The organism is [Scytonema hofmanni] UTEX 2349, from assembly GCF_000582685.1.
In the GTDB taxonomy this organism is placed as follows: Bacteria; Cyanobacteriota; Cyanobacteriia; order Cyanobacteriales; family Nostocaceae; genus Hassallia; species Hassallia hofmanni.
The window spans coordinates 4,151,446-4,173,569 of record NZ_KK073768.1 but is presented as its reverse complement, the minus strand read 5'-3'; the positions used below and the strand labels follow the sequence as shown (position 1 = coordinate 4,173,569).

The 22,124-nt window shown below is 40.3% G+C and carries 14 protein-coding genes; 8 read left to right on the top strand and 6 right to left on the bottom strand.

Annotated features, from left to right (window positions below; genetic code table 11):
- Positions 1-188: 188 nt before the first annotated feature.
- Positions 189-2,795 carry an HDIG domain-containing metalloprotein gene (locus tag TOL9009_RS0123755; RefSeq protein ID WP_029635185.1) on the bottom strand — a complete coding sequence of 869 codons (2,607 nt, stop codon included), beginning with the start codon at positions 2,793-2,795 and terminating at the stop codon, positions 189-191.
- Here TOL9009_RS0123755 and TOL9009_RS47680 point away from each other — a divergent pair.
- Positions 2,780-2,944: a hypothetical protein gene (locus TOL9009_RS47680; protein ID WP_186227634.1), complete on the top strand. Its 165-nt coding sequence runs from the start codon at positions 2,780-2,782 to the stop codon at positions 2,942-2,944. The two genes, TOL9009_RS0123755 and TOL9009_RS47680, sit on opposite strands and share 16 nt — an antisense overlap.
- A 143-nt stretch (positions 2,945-3,087) precedes the next feature.
- On the opposite strand, the gene TOL9009_RS0123745 is transcribed toward TOL9009_RS47680, so the two are convergent.
- The 4 genes from TOL9009_RS0123745 to topA form a co-directional block, all read right to left on the bottom strand.
- Positions 3,088-4,032 (bottom strand): ADP-ribosylglycohydrolase family protein, encoded by a 945-nt coding sequence (locus TOL9009_RS0123745; RefSeq protein WP_313770074.1) that lies wholly within the window; start codon positions 4,030-4,032, stop codon positions 3,088-3,090.
- A gap of 22 nt (positions 4,033-4,054) precedes the next feature.
- A complete protein-coding gene (aroQ, locus tag TOL9009_RS0123740) occupies positions 4,055-4,552 on the bottom strand; it encodes a type II 3-dehydroquinate dehydratase (RefSeq protein WP_084763294.1) in 498 nt (165 codons plus the stop codon).
- A complete protein-coding gene (locus TOL9009_RS47675) occupies positions 4,530-4,667 on the bottom strand; it encodes a hypothetical protein (protein ID WP_186227633.1) in 138 nt (45 codons plus the stop codon). The genes aroQ and TOL9009_RS47675 overlap by 23 nt, the downstream gene beginning before the upstream one ends.
- Before the next feature lie 277 nt (positions 4,668-4,944).
- Complete coding sequence (gene topA, locus TOL9009_RS0123735) at positions 4,945-7,614, bottom strand: type I DNA topoisomerase (RefSeq protein WP_029635180.1); 2,670 nt, start codon at positions 7,612-7,614, stop codon at positions 4,945-4,947.
- Positions 7,615-7,861: 247 nt separating this feature from the next.
- Here topA and TOL9009_RS47670 point away from each other — a divergent pair, with 247 nt between their 5' ends.
- The 7 genes from TOL9009_RS47670 to TOL9009_RS0123700 all read left to right on the top strand — a co-directional run bounded on the left by TOL9009_RS47670 (position 7,862) and on the right by TOL9009_RS0123700 (position 16,180).
- Entirely contained in the window at positions 7,862-8,110 is a 249-nt protein-coding gene (locus TOL9009_RS47670) for a hypothetical protein (protein WP_186227632.1), read from the top strand.
- Positions 8,011-8,451, top strand: a complete 441-nt coding sequence (locus TOL9009_RS0123730) for a hypothetical protein (RefSeq protein ID WP_260675984.1) — start codon at positions 8,011-8,013, stop codon at positions 8,449-8,451. Before TOL9009_RS47670 ends, TOL9009_RS0123730 begins: the two co-directional genes overlap by 100 nt.
- Entirely contained in the window at positions 8,417-9,457 is a 1,041-nt protein-coding gene (locus TOL9009_RS0123725; RefSeq protein ID WP_242055120.1) for a DUF6745 domain-containing protein, read from the top strand. Before TOL9009_RS0123730 ends, TOL9009_RS0123725 begins: the two co-directional genes overlap by 35 nt.
- 225 nt (positions 9,458-9,682) lie before the next feature.
- Complete coding sequence (locus TOL9009_RS0123720; protein ID WP_029635175.1) at positions 9,683-9,988, top strand: RNA recognition motif domain-containing protein; 306 nt, start codon at positions 9,683-9,685, stop codon at positions 9,986-9,988.
- Between the two features lie 339 nt (positions 9,989-10,327).
- Positions 10,328-11,890 (top strand): NAD(P)H-quinone oxidoreductase subunit N, encoded by a 1,563-nt coding sequence (locus TOL9009_RS0123715; protein WP_029635173.1) that lies wholly within the window; start codon positions 10,328-10,330, stop codon positions 11,888-11,890.
- A gap of 1,620 nt (positions 11,891-13,510) precedes the next feature.
- Complete coding sequence (locus TOL9009_RS40275) at positions 13,511-14,515, top strand: terpene synthase family protein (protein ID WP_051503008.1); 1,005 nt, start codon at positions 13,511-13,513, stop codon at positions 14,513-14,515.
- A 276-nt stretch (positions 14,516-14,791) separates the two neighbouring features.
- Positions 14,792-16,180 (top strand): cytochrome P450, encoded by a 1,389-nt coding sequence (locus TOL9009_RS0123700; protein ID WP_029635169.1) that lies wholly within the window; start codon positions 14,792-14,794, stop codon positions 16,178-16,180.
- On the opposite strand, the gene TOL9009_RS0123695 is transcribed toward TOL9009_RS0123700, so the two are convergent.
- Positions 16,169-21,808: a trifunctional serine/threonine-protein kinase/ATP-binding protein/sensor histidine kinase gene (locus tag TOL9009_RS0123695; protein ID WP_029635167.1), complete on the bottom strand. Its 5,640-nt coding sequence runs from the start codon at positions 21,806-21,808 to the stop codon at positions 16,169-16,171. The genes TOL9009_RS0123700 and TOL9009_RS0123695 overlap by 12 nt on opposite strands.
- Between the last annotated feature and the right edge of the window lie 316 nt (positions 21,809-22,124).

The window sequence follows — 22,124 nt, the reverse complement described above, 5'->3', positions numbered from 1 at the left end:
AATACATTCATAGATAAAATTTTATACTTGAAAAGTTAAAATCCTATTTTGCATCAGCAACAAAATACCCAAATTATGCTTAATTTTCTGTGATTATCTACTAGATTTTGTTGTTAACTACTGATATTAATTTGCATTATTCTAACCTTTAATAAATATTTACAAGAAAAATGTAAATATCGTTACTTTTAATTACAAGTCTTTAACTTAGGATAAGCAATGCGTTTATGATGAAATTGCTGCCAAACTTCAACAAAAATTTCGGCAATTTGTGACATTTCCTCTCGTGTTAAACCTGAATCTAGCAATTGATTATCTTGCCATCTCCCACGGAGGATATTGTTAACCATTGCTAAAGCTTGTTCTGGGGTTACATCTTTAAGCGATCGCAGTGCTGCTTCGCAAGAGTCTGCTAACATGACAATTGCCGTTTCCCGCGACTGAGGAATCGGTCCATCGTAGCGAAAATCTACTTCATTTACTGTTAAATTTGGATTTTCTTTTGCCATTTGTTGCGCTTGGTGATAAAAATAAGCAATTAACATTGTTCCCTGATGTTCGGGAATAAAAGCTTGAATTGCTGTGGGCAAACTGTGTTTTCGCGCCATCACTAACCCCTCACTGACATGTTTTTTGATAATTTTTGCACTTTTCCAAGGATCGTTAATTTCTGTATCGTGTTTATTCGGTCCCCCCATTTGATTTTCAATAAATCCCAGAGGGTCATGCATTTTCCCAATATCATGGTATAAAGTGCCGGCTCTCACCAATTCGACATTGCATTTGAGATGTTTGGCAGCAGCTTCGGCAAGGGTAGCCACAAACAAAGTATGCTGAAAAGTACCAGGAGTTTTCGTCGCAAGTTGCTTTAATAAAGAACGATTAGGATTTGCCAGTTCTGCTAAACGAATCGGGGTGACTAAATCAAAGAGTTTTTCTAAGTAAGGACTTAAGCCCAAGGCAATAATACTCCAAACTAAGCCGGATAAAGCAAAGAATCCAGCTTCTCTAAGTACGATATACCAGCCTGAACCAAATGCAGCACCGAGTAAGAGCTTGAATATCAGATAAACGCCACCTTGAGTAAAGGCAACAGCGACGCTAAGAAGTGCAAGTTCCTCACGCGATCGCAAACGTTTGGCGATACAACTACCTAATATTCCCCCAGCAGCACCACTCCAAAGCACAATCCTACTGATTTCCAGGCTAAATGGTAACTGTAAAGCCAGCAATCCGATAACTGTTATACCTAAATTAGCTCCGTAGAAGCTACCCAACAATAAACCAATGGCGCTCCAGGTCGTATATTGTGTGCCAGCTAGCACTCCAGGCACACTTGTAGCCAGCAACAATATTAACAGGCGATCGCGTTGCCGCGTTTTTGTTTTAATTCGCCGTTCCACTAAACCAAAAATGCCAATAGATGCGCTAACAAAGCCTGCCAGCTTCGTCAAACCCAGCCAGTTAATCTCCCGGCGGATTAAATGATAATGGTCTAGCACCTCAAAGTCCCAAGCAGTAATCGTCTCACCTTTTTTGACAATTACCTCACCTTGCCGCATCGACACCATCACAGGCTTTACACCAGCAGCAGCTTGTACGCCACTTTTTTTGCTTTGTTCTTCATCTTTCTTCAGATTCGGTTTAAGTACAAAGAGCAAAAGTTTCGTTGCTAAAGGCTCCGCTTCTTGTGGTACTGATGTCTGCACTTGTAGCCTCACGGCATCTTGTAAAATATTTGGCGGCAGTCCCGGTGGGATACCTTGGGCGAGAATCCGCTCTACACTTTGTTGAATTCCCGTTTCTGTTTTTCCCCAGTCGTCATCTGATAAGTTTAAAATAAAAGTGTCATTATATACTGTTTCCGGGTTGACAGCGTTAAGCTGTAACAGTTTGGCGTTTGCCTGAGCGTATGCTTTGCGGGCTTGGGAGATTTGATTGGTGAGTGAAGACAAGTTTTGCTCTGAAGTCGTCAAGCGGTAAGTTTCTAATTCTGCCACTGCTTGAGCAAAGTCAGGTTTTTGGGAAGTATTATCAAGTTTGACACCCACAGTCTGTATGGGCATTATATTTTTTTGCGCTAGTGAATCCCCAGTTTTAATTATGGTAATTTTACTGCTTTGCTTTTGAGTCTTGAGTGCAAACTTCGGCTGGATGTTATTATTCTCTAAGGCTTTTAGCAGGGTTTGCCATTCAGAATTAGAACAAGAACGCAGATAACGCTGGGTAGAAAGGGGTAAAACTAAAGTGTCAAAAAAAGGAAAATATCCGGCAGTTGTACGAATTTCGTTACCCGTATCCAGAAATTGTTGCAAATCTTTAACGATTTTTTCGTTAACTTGTGCATCAACCATTAAGACTAATAGGGAACTTTTAGTAGCGTATGAGCGCTGTTGCTGGGTTTTTTTCTTATCTTCGATGTTAGCTGAGTAGGGAGCTTTCATCGTTTGTGGGGCAATAGTCCCTGCTTTTAGCTTTGTCGTGTTGTATAATTTATGTCCCATCACGCCTGTGAGGGAGACTAATGCGATCGCAAAAATAACCGGGGTACGCTGGAAAATATAGCCCAATCTGCTTACACAAGTGCCTCTGTTAGTCTTATAGGCTGCCATCGATCTGGAAGTTCTTAGTTTTTGCCGATCGCATTTATCGCTTGTTTTGAATAATGAGAGCAGAAAATTCTTAATAACACCTCGTGCCCCAAGCAAGTGTCCTTTATGGCACAGCGTCTTGTAACGTTGCCTGAAGTGGGTCAATTTCTTGGTCATGGAGTAAAAAAATGACTGCGTTTTCATTACCTATGACCGCAATTACTTACTTTGATAGCTTAAAACAAGATACCCTGACATTCATGCGATCGCACTCTTCTATCCATAGAAACTTCACTCGCGATAATCAAATTGAAGCCGATTTGCCACAATGGCTATCTAAAGATAAGCTTTAGCGTTTCCCCTACAGTACTTATATAAAATATCACTAAAATTTTCAGGTTGGGGGAATTTGGAGAGGGGGGAGGGGGAAATAAGGGAGATGAGGCAAATAGCTCTTTTTTCCCAATGCCCGATGCCCAATGCCCAATTCTGATGACTAACGCAACCGAATGACGCGAGGAGCTGCACTGACGCATAGCGTACCCTGTTTGTCAGACATTGCACATCCCTCTTGCTGTAAATATAAAGCATATGGGGTAAGGTCATAGGCTCCTGACCATACAGCCACCAGTACATCGGCTAATTCTATCATCTGCTTGCGGTTGCTTAGTCTTGATGTTGCTAAATGTGGTGAAGATAACTTCATCTGCCAACTTACGGGAATGCTGGTTAAACTATTGTAAGCTCCTGATAAAGCACCAGTAATTGCACCTGTAGCGGGCGAGAGTGCATCGCTGTTGTCAGTAGCACGCAAAATTGACAAACGGAAGTCTTCTAAGGTACTCATAAAGCAGTAGAACGCCATAGCAACAGCTTTACTTAGCTTTTCTTCTCGGCTTAATGACTGTTGTACTCTTTCTAATCCAGCACCCTCAAGTAATAAACTATTGACTTTTAATAAACTTTGTGGTATTTTAGTTGGCGTTTCACCAATAAAGTCAATTATTTGGGGTATGAGGGTTTTTATATCTAGTTTTTCTGTCAATGATTTCGCGATCGCATAGCTGACTGCTAGTGTTCCATCTCGCACTACTAAGTCCCGTTCCCAGATTGCGATCGCACAAATCAAGTTTTGTCTTAGCTTAACTGGATCGTCAAAGTAAAACAGCGTTACTGGCAAAGTCGCAATAATCGCTTTTAAGGAAACACCATCCCTAGTATCTAAATGAGGAAATTCTCTTTGCTGACGGCAAATCCAATCATCTAAATTCAGTTGCGAAGTCGTTATTAAACTTTCCACACCTAAAAGCGCAATTTCATGCCAAATTTTCGGCTGTTCTTTACTCCCAGAGGCTAAACCCCCAAGAAACGCCCCGATTATTGTACCTCTAAACCGACTTTCCAGAGAATAGCGCATGAAGGAGGGGCGGGGTTTTCCCACCCATATTCAATAGTCTTAAATTTTAAGTTTTATTTCTGAAATGATGCACTAACGCTTGTAAACCTAGTAAATAGCTTTGGACACCAAAACCACTTATTTGTCCGATCGCCACTGGTGCAATATATGAATTATGGCGAAATTCTTCCCTACGGTAGATGTTACTTAAATGTACTTCTACTGTAGGTAAATTAACAGCAGCGATCGCATCTCGCAATGCCACACTTGTATGAGTATACGCCCCGGCGTTAATTAAAATTCCTTCATGTTGCCCTAACGCCCCATGAATCGCATCTACCAAAACTCCTTCATGATTTGACTGCAAGGGAAAAACTTTCGCCTGTAGTTTTTTTCCTTCTTCTTCTAACAGGCGATTAATTTCCGCCAAACTGAGTGAACCATAAATTCCTGGTTCTCGCTGTCCTAGTAAATTTAGGTTTGGTCCATGTAGTACCAGAACGCTTAAATATTCTAATGTCAATACAACCACTTTTAAGCTTTTAGCGACGACGCGATCGGTCATTTACAGGAATCGGAATTAGTTCCGGTTCTGCCTCAGCCTCTGGACCTAGCAGGGCTTCAATGAGCTTTCGTGCCAATTCTTTCAGCTTCTCCAGTATGTTATCTATATAGTCCATTTAACTGAGCGCTCCTGAGATACTTCCTTAATATTTGATTCACAGTTAAGCAGAAATTGGCGTTATTTCGCTCCTCTGGTTTGAAACTGGATTGATACACATCACTTTATTTTAGGCATAAGCCATTGGTCAAATTTTGTGTTGTGATCCCCCATACTTACTACACTATCACATCAGCAACCTATAGGGTTGCATCATACCAAGGAAACGTATTGTATCACAATCAAATAGAAAATAGGGAATTTTGTTGAGGGGGAAAGGGGAATTAGGTACTTCGTTATTCTCCCTTTCGCTCATTTTTTTTCGCAGTTGTGGTAGACGACTTAGCCGTTGACTTAGCTTTAGTAGTGGTTGATTTGGTTGTAGCTTTACTCGTTGTCTTACGTGTGGATTTAGCCGAAGATGCTTTACTTGCTAACAACTCCAGTGCTGTGGAAAGCGTCACATTTTCCACCGATTGACCTTCGGGGATACTCACGTTTGTTTTGGCGTGCTTGATGTAAGGTCCATAAGGTCCATCGTAGATGTTGATTGGTTCGCCGTCTTCTGGATGTGCGCCCAATTCGCGTAAAGCAGCTTTAGATTTACTGTTGGTGCTACTGCGTCCTTTTTTCGGTTCAGATAACAATTCCAAAGCCCTTTCTAAAGAAATTGTTAAGACATTATCGCTAGCTTTTAAAGAGCGATAATCTTTGCCTTCTTTACCTTGGTCATGAACAACATAAGGACCAAAACGTCCTAAACTTGTTTGAATTTTGCCACCTGTATCCGGATGAACTCCCAATGTCCGGGGTAGTGCTAAAAGACCAACAGCCATTTCCAGAGTGACATTTTCGGGAGTAACACCTTTAGGTAAAGAAGCTTGTTTGGGTTTGGCGTTTTCTTCGGTCTTGTCGCCCAACTGAACGTAAGGACCGTAAGCGCCAATTTTCACATAAATCGGTTCGCCAGTTTCTGGATGGCGCCCTACTTGGTCGGGACCTTCAGTTTTTTGCCGCAGTAAGACTTCTACCTTTTTCGGGTCGAGGTCAGCGGGGGTGAGGTCTTTGGGAATTGAAGCAGTAACAACGCCGTTACCATTTTCGACTTCGATGTAAGGACCGTATTTACCAATGCGGACTTTAGCATCGAGATTTTCTAGTTCTACTGTCCTAGCTTTGGTAGCATCAATTTGGCTGTCTTGTTCTCTAACCAGAGTTTCTAGACCTTTCTCTCCCAAATAGAATTCCCGCAGATAGGGTAGCCATTTAGCTTCGCCGGTAGCAATATCATCTAAAGTTTGCTCCATTTTGGAAGTAAAGCTAGGATCTACGATGTCGGGAAAGTGTTTTTCTAGCAAGTCGGTGACGGCAAAAGCGGTGAAAGTCGGAATCAAAGCGTTACTTACCAATTGGGCGTAACCTTTATCAAGGATGGTGCCGATAATGCTGGCGTAGGTACTGGGACGACCGATACCTTCACTTTCTAAAGTTTTCACCAAAGTAGCTTCAGTGTATCTAGCTGGTGGTTGAGTTTCGTGATCAACTGCCTCTAAGTTGGTGCAATTGGGATGATCCCCCACTTTCATCGGCGGTAAAATTACTTCTTGGTCTTCCAACGCAGCTTCGGGATCGTCTGAACCTTCGACGTAAGCGCGTAAATAACCGGGAAAATCAATTCGCTTCCCAGAAGAACGAAAACCCGCATCCTCAACTTGCAACTGTACGGTAATTTGCGTTTGGCGAGAGTCAGCCATTTGACAGGCTACGGTGCGCTTCCAAATCAAGTCATACAGCGCCAGTTCTCGACCGCCTAAACCAGTTTCTTGGGGCGTGCGGAAGCTGCTACCCGCCGGACGTATGGCTTCGTGTGCTTCTTGTGCGCCTTTGGATTTGGTGGTGTATTGCCTTGGTTGGGGGCTGAGATACGATTTGCCGTAAAGCTTTTCTACACAATCACGGGCGGCGGAAATTGCTTGATCTGACAAATGCACCGAATCTGTACGCATGTAGGTAATATACCCTTGTTCGTACAAATTTTGAGCAATTCGCATCGTATCCCGTGCCGAAAGGCGCAATTTCCGGTTAGATTCTTGTTGCAGGGTCGAGGTGGTAAACGGTGGTGCGGGTTTGCGTGTTACCGGGCGTTCTTCAATTTCTGTAACTGTCCAGGGTTTACCTGTCAGGCGTTCTTTGAGGGCTAATGCTTCTTCTTCACTAAGCAGCACGACTTTGCGCCCAACAATAATTTGACCTGTCGCTGGGTCAAAATCGCTGCCTGTTGCTACTTTGGTTCCTCCCACCGTCACTAACTGTGAGGTGAAAGCAGCTTTTTGATGCTCCAAGTAAGCCTTCAAATCCCAATATGTACCTTCATGGAAAGCGCGACGTTGGCGTTCCCGTTTCACCAAAACCCGCACAGCAACCGATTGCACCCGTCCCGCAGATAATCCCCAAGCGATTTTTTTCCACAGTAGTGGTGACAGCGTATAGCCCACCAGCCGATCTAAAATTCGCCGCGTTTCTTGAGCGCGAACCAACTGCTCATCAATATTGCGGCAGTTTTTCAACGCTTTTTTAATTGCCTCGGAGGTAATTTCGTGAAATACCATCCGCTTGGTCGGAACTTTCGGTTTGAGTAGTTGATATAAATGCCAACTTATGCTTTCACCTTCCCGGTCTTCGTCCGTTGCCAGAATCAGTTCAGTTACGCCTTTCATGGCTTCTTTGAGCTGGGTGACAATTTTCTTTTTGTCTTTGGGGACGATATACAGCGGTTCAAAGTCGGCATCTACATTTACCCCTAGTTGCGCCCATTTTTCCCCTTTGACATTAGCGGGAATATCTGTAGCCGACTGGGGAAGGTCACGTACATGACCCATAGACGCTTCCACTCGATAGTCCTTCGGCAGGTAATTGCGAATGGTACGAGCTTTGGTTGGAGATTCGACGATGACGAGAGTTGACATGGAAATTTCAAAAAAAATAATAGCTGCAAAGCTAGACAGTCAAGTTAACATTACTTCGACGAAAGGATGTGATTTCATCCTCACACAAACTGTCCGTTCAAGATAAAATCTCTGCAAATTCGCTCTTGAGAGCGTAGCCCTTCCCGTAGGATAGTCCTTTTTTGAGGATGTGCCAGGGAAAGCAGAAGTGTAAATTTAGTGTTATCTCAATGATTAACTTATATCTTGCATAATTGACGACTACAGTTTGGAAAAGGAGGAGGGGAGGGGGACAAGGGGACAAGGGGACAAGGGGACAAGGGGACAAGAGGACAAGGGGACAAGGGGACAAGGGGGAGAAATATTTCTTCTTTCTTGCCCAATGCCCGATGCCCAATGCCCAATGCCCAATGCCCAATGCCCGATGCCCGATGCCCGATGCCCAATGCCCAATGCCCAATGCCCGATGCCCAATGCCCATTCCAAAAAGATTGTGCCAAAATTAAAGCAAATTTGAGAGCAACAGCAAAGTGGGATTTTACCTACATTTATAGAGGGAAATCTATGCAACCGATTCGACAAGGTGATGTTATCTTACTGCCTGTGCCGCAAGTTGAAGGAGAAAAGATACCTCACTTGACTTTGGCAGAAGGTGAAGTAACCGGACACAAACACCGCATTACTGTAGGTGAGGCGGAATTATTCAAAAAAAATGACACTCTTTATCTGCGTGTTTTTTCAGATAAGGCGTTGTTGGCACATGAGGAACATAAGCCAATTTCGATTCCTCAAGGTAGCTGGATGGTGCGAATTCAGCGAGAATATGAGCCTGAAGGCTGGCGTTATGTGGCTGATTGAAAAGTTAACGCCTGAACAAGAGGCTTTGATTCCAGTTTATCGCCAGAAGTGGAGGGCGATCGCGCTTTCAACAGAGAAGATAAATAAGAAAAAAGCTGTAAAATCGGTAAATAAAGTCTACGCTTTAAATGATTTAGCTAAACCTGAAATTATATTTATTGATAGTCCTGCTGCTATATCCTCAATCTCGTTTAATGTATGGATAGAACCAAGAGGAGAACTAGATAACTACCTTTCAAGTCAGTTTCGCAATCAACTTGAAAAATCTCTTTGGAACCTAATTTCGGCAAACCTTTTTTGTGCTATCAACACTGACCAAAAAATATTAAGAGATTTATATTCTTCACTAGAATATTTTATTGTACAACAAAGATTTCAAGTAGATGGATATAAAAATTTTGAACCAAAATACTGGTTGGCTTATAGCTGTTTATTTGATTTTTGTATTTCTGTTTTAAATTGTGCTTATCCAGCAAGACATTTGCAAGCTGTGCAGGATGTAGCTGAATATTGTGGCTTAATTTTTTGTTCAGAAAGTCTAGTAGTTATCTGCGATCGCCCTACCAAACTCCACTTCGACAACGAAAATCGCCTGCACGCTGAAGGTAAACCCGCAATAGAATTTGCTGACGGATATAGCCTCTACTCTTATCACGGTGTAACCTTACCGGAAAAATACGGCAAAATCCACCCCCACGCTTGGGAATCTCAATGGCTTTTATCAGAAAATAATGCCGAATTGCGACGAGTGCTAATTCAAGGTATTGGTTACGATCGCATAGCCAAGGAGTTACAAGCGATAGAATTAGATGCTTGGGCTGAATACACTTTGTTAAAAATTGATGCAGATGTTGATGATGAGCCAATTCATTTATTAAAAATGACCTGCCCTAGCACGGGATTCATTCATGCTTTGCGTGTTCCACCTGATACAGAATCAGCACGGGAAGCGATTCGTTGGGTAAATTGGGGAATCGATCCAGAGGAATTTCAGCAGCAAACTTGATTTTGAGCAAGTGAATAATATAAAAAAATTATAAATTTAGTTACTTATAATACATTTTACTAAAAGTTAACATAAATGGGCAAATATACCCTTTCTTATAAAGAACTTATGTTAGGATAAAATCGAAAATGAAGTGAGTTCGGCGATACGGATCTTGTTTTTAGCAATAATTGCAGGCGCCTCTCCGAATGAACATATCTGCATCAATGGATCTTGGAGAATTTCATGTCAATTTACGTAGGGAACCTGTCCTACAGCGTCACAGAAGACGACCTTAGTAAGGTATTTGCAGAGTACGGCACCGTCAGCCGGGTTCAATTACCCACAGATAGAGAAACAGGTCGCGCACGCGGCTTTGGTTTTGTAGAAATGGAATCATCAGCCGCAGAAGATGCCGCGATCGCAGCTCTCGATGGTGCAGAATGGATGGGGCGGGCAATGAAAGTTAACAAAGCAAGACCACGCGAGGAAAAAGGTTCTCGCTCAGGCGGTGGCGGTGGCAATTGGGAGAGAGGCAACAGACGGTATTAAGTCTTCAAGTCAATAAGAGCAATATTGCTGAAAGCATTTATATGCTTTTGTCAAGCCTAATTTAGTCTAAAACAAGCAGTTCAGTAGATAACTGAACTGCTTATTGTTATTTTTATTTTTGAATTACCAAAGGCAAATTTCAACATAATTTAATTAGAGAGCATAGTGCGATGTCTATCGTAGAGACGTTCCGTCGGAACGTCTCTACAATATGTCAAATTTACTAACGTCTATTGTCAAATCTGTAATGCCCCTATTTTTTATGCAACTTTGGGGAATAAAATTGCTAGAGTGAACAGAGTTAGCCTGAATATCTAATCGCCACAACCTATACATATCATGGATTTTGCTAATCTTGCATCCCAGTTGAATGCTGGAACAATTCTGCCAGAGGGGATTGTGATTATCACCCTTATGACGGTTTTGATTGTTGATTTGATTTTGGGGCGTACATCCGCACGCTGGATTGGATATCTGGCGATCGCAGGTTTATTTAGCTCCATTGTCGCTCTATACTTTCAATGGGATAATGTCAATCCCATCTCCTTTAGCGGTGGCTTTAACGGCGACGATCTCAGCATCGTCTTTCGCGGGATCATTGCTTTGTCTGCGATCTCTACCATTCTGATGTCTATTCGCTACGTTGAGCAGAGTGGCACCCCTTTAGCAGAATTCATCGCTATTTTGCTCACAGCTAGTCTAGGAGGGATGTTCCTCTCTGGGGCAAATGAGTTGGTGATGACTTTCATCTCCTTAGAAACCCTGAGTATTTCCTCTTATTTGCTTACAGGTTATACCAAACGTGACCCCCGCTCAAATGAAGCGGCGCTAAAATACCTGTTGATTGGAGCCTCAAGTACAGCAATATTTTTGTATGGTGTTTCACTGCTGTATGGGTTATCGGGTGGACAAACAGAATTTAGTGCGATCGCCGAAGGTATTGCCACAGCCAACCTTGGTCAATCTTTAGGTTTGGTGATGTCGCTGGTTTTCGTAATCGCAGGTATTGGCTTCAAAATCTCTGCCGCACCCTTCCACCAGTGGACACCAGACGTTTATGAAGGCGCTCCCACACCTGTGATTGCCTTTTTATCTGTCGGTTCCAAAGCCGCCGGATTTGCCTTAGCCATGCGCTTGCTAACAACAGTCTTCCCTCTAGCTGTGGACGAGTGGAGATTCGTCTTCATCGCCCTCGCCGTTCTGAGTATGATATTGGGTAACGTAGTCGCCCTCGCCCAAACCAGCATGAAACGGATGCTAGCTTATTCATCTATTGCCCAAGCTGGGTTTGTGATGATTGGCTTGATTTCTGGCACGCAAGCAGGATATTCCAGTATGATTTTTTACATGCTGGTTTACCTGTTTATGAACTTGTGCGGCTTTACTTGCGTAATTCTCTTCTCCCTGCGGACAGGAACCGACCAGATCGCCGAATACTCAGGCTTGTATCAAAAAGATTCACTACTGACTCTGGGATTAAGTGTTTCCCTACTTTCCTTGGGTGGTATTCCACCGCTAGCGGGATTCTTTGGCAAAATTTATTTATTCTGGGCTGGTTGGCAAGCTGGGCTTTATTGGCTAGTCTTGCTAGGCTTAGTTACCAGCGTTGTTTCCATCTATTACTACATTCGCGTAGTCAAAATGATGGTAGTCAAAGAACCTCAAGAAATGTCCGACGCGGTGAAGAATTATCCCGAAGTGCGTTGGGATTTGCCTGGATTTAGACCTTTACAAGTAGGTTTGATAGTAACTTTAATCGCGACTTCTATCGCAGGTATTTTGTCAAATCCCTTGTTTACTTTGGCGAATAATTCCGTTGCTAATACTCCTTTTTTACAACCAGGAATGGTTGTTAAAGCTCAGGTAAGTGCTGTTAATCCTGAGCAGCCAGAAAAGTTGTAAATAGGTAATGGGGAATAGGGAATGAAAAATCGTGTTCTCATTCCCTATTTTTGAGTGTTTCAACAGGTCGCCAAGATTGTTTCCCGGACGGAGAGCGCAGCAAGTCTAACAGAGGAATGGCGCTCCGGGACTGGGGAAAAGGCACTTCCGTTTTCTTTAAAACTCGTGTGTGAGTCCCAATCCTATAAGCAAGTAAGGAAAGTGTCCCTAGTCCCTTTTTCAATGCGTTACATAGAATTGGTATAAGGTATTGCACACTGCGATCGCCCAAAGTAAAAATTCCTCTAGAGCGGGTCATGGGGGAAATCTCCCCCAACACTCATGGAAGAAACTTGCGATCGCCAAAATCAAAAAGTACGATTTTATACGCGTGGAGAGCGCAAGTTTTTTAGAAGACGTTAAATATAACGTCTCTACATTGTCAAATAGCTGAGTTTTGAGCGCAACTAAGAACTGTATTGACTTAAAGGTTGTGCGATCGCGCATTATTTAGCTTGTAATTAATGATCTACTTAAAATTGGTTGATTTGTCATCACCAATTAGAATTATCTTTGGTTATTTTTCATTTCATACTTGCTTGATGTAAAATTTATTACTTTAGGTGTATAACATCGCTTTGCATCTGCTAGTAGGTAGAAAATTTCTAAATCTTAGGTTACATATTCTCTGCTTTTGTTAGATACGAAGAGATTTTGTTATCCTATTTGTCAGGGAACTTTAACTTTTAAGTAAAAATACTTTATTAAAAGTTAAAATCTTTACCATTCTTTTAAATTATCAACTTTCAAGTTGCCGTTTTCAATTGTTGTAAACAGTCCTAACTATTTGAATTCAAGCTTTTTAAGTCAAAAAAATTTTACAACCCTGTTTTTTCTGAAACAAATAGCAGTAGTCTGAGAAAACTTGTGATATTTTATATCAAGTACTATCTTTGAGTATATGTCTTTAATATAACGTTGTATATTTAAATGCAAAATTACATTTACAATTAAGCTTAATTACTGATACGATTTCTAATTAAAACATTAGAATTAAACCAAGGAACTTTTGACATTCAAACACCACATTTAGCACGATAAACACTCCGTTTACGCGCTCACAAAATGCGGCGTAGTTGTTTGACGTCAAAATTAAAATATTGAGCAATAAACCTAAAACAAACCCTCTGATTCAGTGAGAACAAGAGGTAATAGTTTGCCCTATTCTATTACCTAAAATTTGACAATACAAAAACATAAATCTAAAAAGATTAGCTTGTCTTCTCTGCGTTTCTTTATTGCAATGAGTTTCGCACCAGATGAACAAATATTTCTTTTAATTAGGTTCAGTTTTTGTGAACTTCTGTTGTGGCTAAGGAAGATCGTGCATTGCCACGGTTTCAATTTTGGAGATCCACAATTGATAATGCCAGTTTTTAGGATTTTCAATTGTAAAGAGCAAATTACCATCTACCAAGGATTAACAATAAGTTAATTTATTGTGTTTCCCTTCCTAGTATAGGTCGAAAGAAAATCAAGCAACCATTTAAAATCGTTCAAAAGCTTGACTTATAAGCTTTTTGAATGCGTGACTTCCGTCTTGCGGTACTAGTGTGTTTACCTTTGACTCCTGGAGTTTTTATGAACGAATTCATTCTGCCTGAATTATACTGCCCATTTCCATCTCAAATCAATAAGTATGCTGATGTTTTGGAAGACTATAGCCTCGAATGGGTGTTGCGCTTCAACCTATTGGCAAATGATTCATCATATCGGCATTTTTGTAAGTCAAAATTTTTTTTGTTAACTGCGTCTGCCTACCCTAACTGCCAAATTGAAGAATTGAAAATTATCAATGACTGGATAAGCTGGCTGTTTATTTGGGATGACCAATGCGATATGTCAGATTTAGGAAAACAACCGGAAGTGCTGGAGAATTTTCACAAGAGATTTCTAGAAATATTAAACGGATCAGAAATTAAAAGCAACGATATACCGCTTGGTCGTGCCTTAAACGACCTACGAAAGCAGATGCTTGAAAGAGGAAGTGCAGAATGGTTCCATTACTTTGTCCGGTCAGTTGAAAGCTACTTTAATGGATGTGTTCGAGAAGCAAACAATCGCATACAGGGAATTGTACCTGATATTGAAAGTTATGCAATGATACGTAGATTAAGCGGGGCAATGTATTCGGTTTTCGACTTAATTGAATTTTCCAATCAGTGGATACTTCCTAGTTATCTCCGAGAACACAACATTGTGAAAAACCTAAAGTACATGGCAAATAACATTGTTTGCTGGTCTAATGATCTAGTATCAGTATCTAAGGAAATGGCAAGAGGTGATGTTCATAATTTAGTATTGGTACTGTATTATCAACAGCATATCTCTCTGGAGAAAGCGATTAAACGCGCAGTAGAAATTCATAATAATGAGCTACTAGCAATGATTAATTTAGAAGCATCTATTCCCTTTTATGGAGAAGAAGTAGATACACAATTTGCCAAATATATATCCGGAATACATGCCTGGATAAGTGGCAACTACAATTGGGGTTCTCAATCTGCTCGCTATCAGACTGTACAAAAGCTGGAGCTAGTACCGCAAGGCGGAAGTCAAAAGTCAAAAGTCAAAAGTCAAAAGTAATATGGAATAAGCTTTTTAGCGATTGAGAATGGTTGGTTTATTTACGCGCCCGCTGTACTAGTTAAATCTTAAGTATAGTATAGCAAAGTAAGTATCAAATCAGAAAATCCTATCCCGTGCTTCTGATTAAGAGTTATACTCACCGATTATTTGCCACACACGAAAAAAGCAATTGCCCTTAATAAGGGTGATTGCAGGTAACTGGAATTTTGCGCTTTCTTGAAAGCGAAGTGGGATCACTTGAGAAACAGTAAAATGAAAGCAAGAGAAAATGAGATGCTATTACCTAACACTCTGAAAACTCCCCCTTTTCTTCAAAAATTTCAGTGGACTGCTGACCCTATTCAATATATGGAAAAAGCAGCTCGGCAATATCCTGACATTTTTACTGCTGAGGTGATTGGTTTTGGGGATACCGTAGTATTTGTGAATCATCCTCAGGGAATCCAAGAAATTTTTACCAACGATAAAAAAAAATTTGCTGCCCTTGGTAAACTAAATGGAATTTTACATCCCTTAATAGGGGACAATTCCCTATTCATGCTGGACGGCGATCGCCACAAACAGCATCGACAAATTTTAATGCCCCCCTTTCATGGAGAGCGGATGCGAACTTATGGTGAGCTAATTCCTAATCTCACCGAAAAAGTCTTTAGCCAATTACCAATAAACCAGCCGTTCTTGGCTCTTACTGCCATGCAGGAGATTTCCCTGCAAGTTATTTTACAGGCTGTCTTCGGCTTGTATGAGGGAGAACGTTGCCAACAACTCAAGCATCTATTTCTGGTATTTATCTCGAATGTGTTTCGCTCACCACTCACGTCTAGCTTACTGTTGTTTTCTTTCTTGCAAAAAGATTTAGGAGCTTGGAGTCCTTGGGGAAAGTTTTTGCGTCAACGGCAGGAAGTTGATAAATTGCTCTATGCTGAAATTGCTGAACGTCGGCAGCAACCCGATCCAGATCGCACTGATATTTTATCCTTGCTAATGTCATGTCGGGACGAAGCAGGGAACCTCATGACCGATCGAGAGTTGCGCGATGAGTTGATCACCCTGATGCTTGCGGGATATGAAACCACGGCAACGGCAATGACTTGGGGATTGTATTGGATTCACCATTTGCCTCAAGTTCGTGAAAAACTGCTTCAAGAATTGGATGTTCTTGGTGATTCTCCTGACCCTATGAGCATTTTTCGACTGCCTTATCTCACCGCTATTTGTAATGAAACCTTGCGGATTAATCCCGTATCGATGTTCACTTTGCCTAGGGTAGTGCAAGAATCTGTTGAACTACTAGGACATACTTTAGAGCCTGGTACGGTAATGCAAGGCTGCATTTATCTTACTCATCGTCGTGAGGACTTATATTCAGAACCTGAGCAGTTTAAGCCAGAGCGCTTTCTAGAACGCCAATTTTCTCCCTATGAATTTATACCGTTTGGTGGTGGTGTTCGTGGCTGTATTGGTCAAGCTTTAAGTATGTTTGAAATGAAGCTAGCATTGGCAAAAATCGTGTCAGGCTATCAATTAGCGCTGGTAGATCGGCTGCCAGAGAAACTTCAGCGTCGAGGTTTTACACTTGCGCCTGCCAATGGAGTCAAGATGGTAATTACAGAGCAACGTATGCGGCAAAAATCAAGAGCGACTACCATCTCACTGTTTTAGCGGAATCTCAATTACAAACTCAGTTCCCTTTCCGGGAGTGGAATCACAAGTTAACTTACCTTTATGTTTTTCCACAACAACCTGATAGCTAATTGACAAACCCAACCCCGTACCACTTCCTACTGGTTTAGTGGTAAAAAAGGGGTCAAAGATTTTCTGACGCACCTTGTCACTCATACCGCAACCATTGTCAGCAATTTGAATTTTCAAGGTATTAGAATCTACTAAAGATGTGCGAATGCGAATTTGTCCCACCTTGGGGAAAGTGGCGATCGCATCTATTTCATTTGACTCTTGTAAAGTATCAATTGCATTACTGAGAATATTCATAAAAGCCTGATTGAGTTGACCGGCATAACAACTAACCAACGGTAGTTCTCCATATTCTTTAATTACTTCAATTTCCGGATGATTGCTCTTTTCCTTCAGTCGGTGCTGCAAAATCATCAAGGTATTATCAATTCCCTCATGAATATCTACAGGTTTCATTTCCGATTCATCTAAACGAGAGAAATTGCGTAAGCTCAACACAATATTCCTAATACGGGAACTACCAATTCTCATTGAATCTAGAAGCTTTGGCAAGTCTTTTATGAGGAAATCTAGGTCTAATTCTTCTACTTTTTCTTCAATAACAGGGGAGGGATTAGGATATTCCTGCTGATAGATAGCAACCAAATCTAGTAAGTCTTCAACATAACTACTAGCGTGAGAAATATTGCCATTAATAAAGTTAATTGGGTTATTGATTTCATGAGCAATTCCTGCTACCATTTGTCCCAAACTCGACATTTTTTCAGTTTGGATCAAGTGGGTTTGGGTATTTTGTAACTCTGAAAGCGCTTGTTGCAAACTTTGATTGATTTTACTTAGTTCTTGCGTTCTTTCCTCTACTTTTTCCTCTAAAGTATGGCTGTATTCCTCCAAGCTTTCATTTGCCTTTGCCAAATTTTTATAGAGGATGGCATTCTCTAGAGAAATTGCGGCTTGGGTGGTGAGGAGTTTGAGAATTTCTACGCGATCGCGTGTAAATGCTCCCGTTGTTAAATTATTTTCTAGATAAAGAATCCCCAGTAACTTGCCTTGATTGATAATTGGGATACACAAAAGGCTCTTGGGTTGCTGACGAACAATGTAGCGATCGCCTACTAAAAAGTCAACAGTCTTAGCATCATCAATGACAAAGATTTCTAGAGTGCGTTTGACGTAGTTAATTAAAGTAACTGGAATGTCATTACTAGACTCTAAATGAACTGATGGAAACTTTGTAGAAATAGGTGCTTCATTTGAACTAGAACCGACTGCGGTAACACTTAACTCTAAATTATCTCCTTCGTTCAAAATCAGACCACACTTAGAGGCTCCTGCATTCTCCATCACAACTGCCATTAATGTAGAAAGCAGTTGCTCTAGCTCAATTTCCCCAGAGAGTGCTTGAGAAGCTTTAATGATAGACCCGAAATCTAGCATTTGTGAGATGCTGGTATTAGAGCTAATAAAAGTTTCTTTAGTGTTAGGGGCAGATAATGATATGCCAATAGAAGCAGTGCTTTTTTCGTTGAGATGAAAGCTAAGTTTTTCTTGCTGGATAATCGGAGCAAGTAATTGAAAATACCGTTTTTGCAAGTCTTTAACTTTAGCTAATGCTCCCCAGCGGACGTAGCAATAGTAGGCATCAGTAAGGTAGCTTTGGGCAATCTTGTCTTTGCCCCATTCTAAATAAAATTTAGCAGCAAGTTCGTGAGCGAGAGCTTCTTCATTGATGTATCCGTTTTCTTTGGCATTGGCGATCGCGCGATCGTAATCATCCATTGCTTCTAGATATTCACCAAAAACCCGATGTCTTTCTGCCTCTACCAAATAAAATTTATGCAGATAATTCATAGGAGCATGATCTGCCCAGTGCTGCATCTTTTCCTGATTAATTTGTACTCTATCAAGAATGCATTTTTTCTCAGACAAAATTACATTAGAATACACTGCTAGCTGTGCCAGAGAATCATAAAAATTGAAAAAAGGAACAATCGGTTGTCCTGTAGAGCCATCTAAATACTTTTCTGCCAAGCTGGCATTTTCAACCGCTTGATGATAATCCTCAAATAGGTAACACAGATGTAGTTTGCCGAAATATAAATTTAAAAGACTGACTGCATCCTTGCTTTCAATATGAACCAACAACATTTTTTCTTCGTCGTATGCTTCACCGATTAAACAACAGGGATTTTCCCTAGTTTCTAGCAAGTTCAAGACCATCTGTCGGTATATTTCATGCCAGTGATATACTCTTTCTTGCTTGATTTGACTGATGGCAGTGCTATAAATTGTCATCTCAGTTTTTAGCCCTGTTAGTTCTCTACCGATCAAATATGAAAAGTAGGAATAAGTGTAAAGAGAATAAGCCGCAAATTCTAAATCTCCCGTTTCCAGTCCGGTAGAGTAAAGCGCTAGCAAATGCTTTAATATCTCCCTAATATGTTCCTTCCAATGTTGGATAACCCCATGAAATGCAATCCTAATTTTAGGTTTAACTTCTTTAGTATTGAACTTATCCAACATACTCGAAGCCAAGTTGCCAAATTGATAGCCAGACTCAATGTCTCCCACCATACAGCAAAGGATTACTCCGTAATTAACGTATGCATAGGCAGACAACGGAGCATTACCATGTTTGAACGATAAGTTGATTTGTTTAAAAATAATCAGTGGGAATAGTTGAGGAAAACTTTGATAGGCAGGGCTAATTGTACTCGTGAGGATACGCATAGTTGCTAACGGTCGAGCTTCTGTCATCTCCGGTAGATTAACTAAGTCTTCAATGCTCCTTTGTGTCAATAAAGAGGCTATTTCTGCCATTCCTAACTGAACATCAGACTGACTCGGATTCTCAGGAAACTCTACCCCCAATTGCTTAAGAACTTTTAGCCCAGTATTGACTGCTTTTAATGCTTGATTTTGCGCTCCATAAGCTTGAATTTTCACTTCATAAACTTTTATTTTCTCTAGTAATGTTTTGGCTCGTGTCAACACTACCTCTGCTAATTGCTCTGTTTGTTCAAAGTCTCCACCCAAGTACGCTGCCTCTGCTGCTTTCTCATACAAACCTAGACTTAGCTCATATTTTCTCTCCCAACTATCATCTGTTAATAGTTGAATTCCAGTAGTTAAATATTTAACCGCAGCTGGATAAGCTGTTGATACCAAAGCTTTACGTCCAGCAATCAAATTCATTCTTGCCAATCTATCACGTTCAGCCGGAAGACTAATTAATGGCAGTGCCATATTAAATTGATTGACTAAATTAAAAATCTTTTCTTCCTGTTCAGCTAGTGGGATATTCCTTAACAGTAGTTCTCCAATTTTTAAGTGAATTGATTGCTTTTTATCTTCCGGTATCAAAGAATAAGCCGCTTGCTGTACACGGTCGTGTACAAATTTATATTTAGGTAAGCTTAATTCTTTGTCCTGATTTATTCTCTCGTGATTATTAGCATCTTTGTCAAAAAATTTATAAAATTCAGCTTGAGGAAAAACTAGTCCTTCAATTAATGCTTGCCACAAGTCTGACGCTGTATCTACGGCAGATTCTTCATTTATAATAGTCAGAGTTTTTAAATCAAATTCGTTACCAATACAAGCAGCGAGCTTCAAGACTTTTTGAGTATGTGATGGCAACTTCATTAGTTGTAGTGCCATAAATTCTACTACATCATCTGTGAGAGCTAATGCTTTTACCTTAGAAATATCGCACTGCCAATAACCGAGTTCAAAGTGAAATTCAATTAGTCCATCACCATGCAGGCTCTTGAGAAATTGATTGGTAAAAAATGGATTACCTTTGGTTTTAGCAAATACCATTTGCGTGAGAGGGATAGCAAGCTCTTCTTCACAACGCATGGTATCAGCAATCAATAGATTTAAATCACGCTGATTTAACGGCTCTAGAGTTATAGTATTAATAATTGCTTTTTCAAGTTTAATTTCTTTGATTGTCAACTCAAGCGGATGTGCTTTGTCAACTTCATTATCCCGATAAGCACCAATGAGCATTAGACCGCCATCCTTTTCTCTGTCTTTATTTGTTTCATCTAAAAGGAGACAAGAGAAAGAAGGATTTGGATTAATTGTTGTGGTTTCACTCATTAATAATTTAATAAAATTCAAAGAGGCAGTATCTGCCCATTGTAAATCATCTAGAAAAATTACTAAAGGATGGTCTTTTGTCCTAAAGACACGGATAAATTTTTGAAAGAATAAATTGAAACGATTTTGAATAGCATTGCCAGAAAGTTCAGTAACTGGCTGTTGCCTACCAATAATGCTTTCGAGTTCGGGAATTACATCAGTAATGACTTGAGCTTGTTCACCCAGTGCTGAGAGAATTTTAATTTTCCAGGATTCAATTTGGGTATCAGTTTCACTTAGCAATTGACCGATTAAATCGCGAAAGGCTTGCACTAATGCTGATAAGGGAATGTCTCGTTGAAACTGGTCAAATTTGCCTTTAATAAAGTAACTGCGCTGCCGGACTATAGGTTTATGAACTTCGTTGACAACAGCGGTTTTGCCAATACCAGAGGAACCCGCGACTAATATCATTTCCGTGGTTCCACTTGTTATGCGATCAATTGCAGCGAGTAGAGTTTCAACTTCATGTTGACGACCATAGAGTTTTTCTCTTATGAGGAAGCGATCGCAAATGTCCTGTTGTGCTAACTCGAAAAATGCTATATTTCCTGTCTCTTGCCATTGCTTTCTACACAGTTCTAAGTCATGCTTTAATCCCAAAGCACTCTGATAGCGATCTTCGGCATTTTTTGCCATTAGCTTCATGACGATATTTGAAAGAACTTTGGGAATCTCCTGCTTTTCACCTTCTAAAGAAGGTGGTTGTTTGGCAATGTGACAATAAACTAACTCCATTGAGTCATCGGTGATAAAAGGTAATTTGCCTGTGAGGAGTTCAAAAAAGGTGACACCAAGGGAATAAAAGTCACTCCGATAATCTATACCTCGGTTCATTCGTCCGGTTTGTTCAGGAGAAATGTAAGCCAAGGTGCCTTCTAGAACGTTGGGATTGGTGAGAAATTGAATTTCTCTTGGCAAAAGTGAGGCTATACTAAAGTCGATGAGTTTTACTTCTAAAGTGGTTGGATTAATTAGGATATTGGCAGGTTTGATATCTTTATGAATGACGCGATGTTTAGCGATAACCCCATCCGGTTGTACGCGATGCATTCCTTCAAGAGTGGAAGTAATTTCTATAGCGATATGAAAAAACTGATCGAGAAAATTTGGTTTTTTTCTCTCTTCAGATTTAAACAATAACGCATCTTTAAGGGAAATACCGCCAAAATCTTCTAATATTAAGGCATAGCCGTTGCGGTAGGTTTCCAATCCATAAGGTTTAACTATACCAGGAAGGTTAAGGTTTTTGCTGATGGTGTATTGATTGCGGAATTGGGCAATTTCATGGAACGTAGGATATTCATTCCGCATCATTTTGATAATGACTGACTTTTGGTCTTCTTCTCTGATCCCACGACAAACTATAGTTTTACTGCCTGAGTAGATTTGCTCAGTGAAGCTATAGCCAGTTAAGGGAAATAATGTATCTAATAATGCCAGCATCGTAGCTTATTCTCCTTGTTTTGTTTATATGTATTAGTCTTCCCACTTTAGGGCTGTTATTATCAATTTTTCGCCTAAAAATTTTTATATTTTGCATGTTTTCATAGTTAATAACTAATGTATTAATAAGAGTTTTATTTATTTAAATAACTTTATATTTTAAATTTATTAAAAATTAAGTAATTGAGAGGTAGATATAACAATACTAAATAATTTTTCAGAAGTAATATACTTGACTAGTTATTGTTTAAATTTTTACCAATTAATTAAAATTGGTATAACTTATTTTTGTCATCTAAACAATAAAAAGCCTACC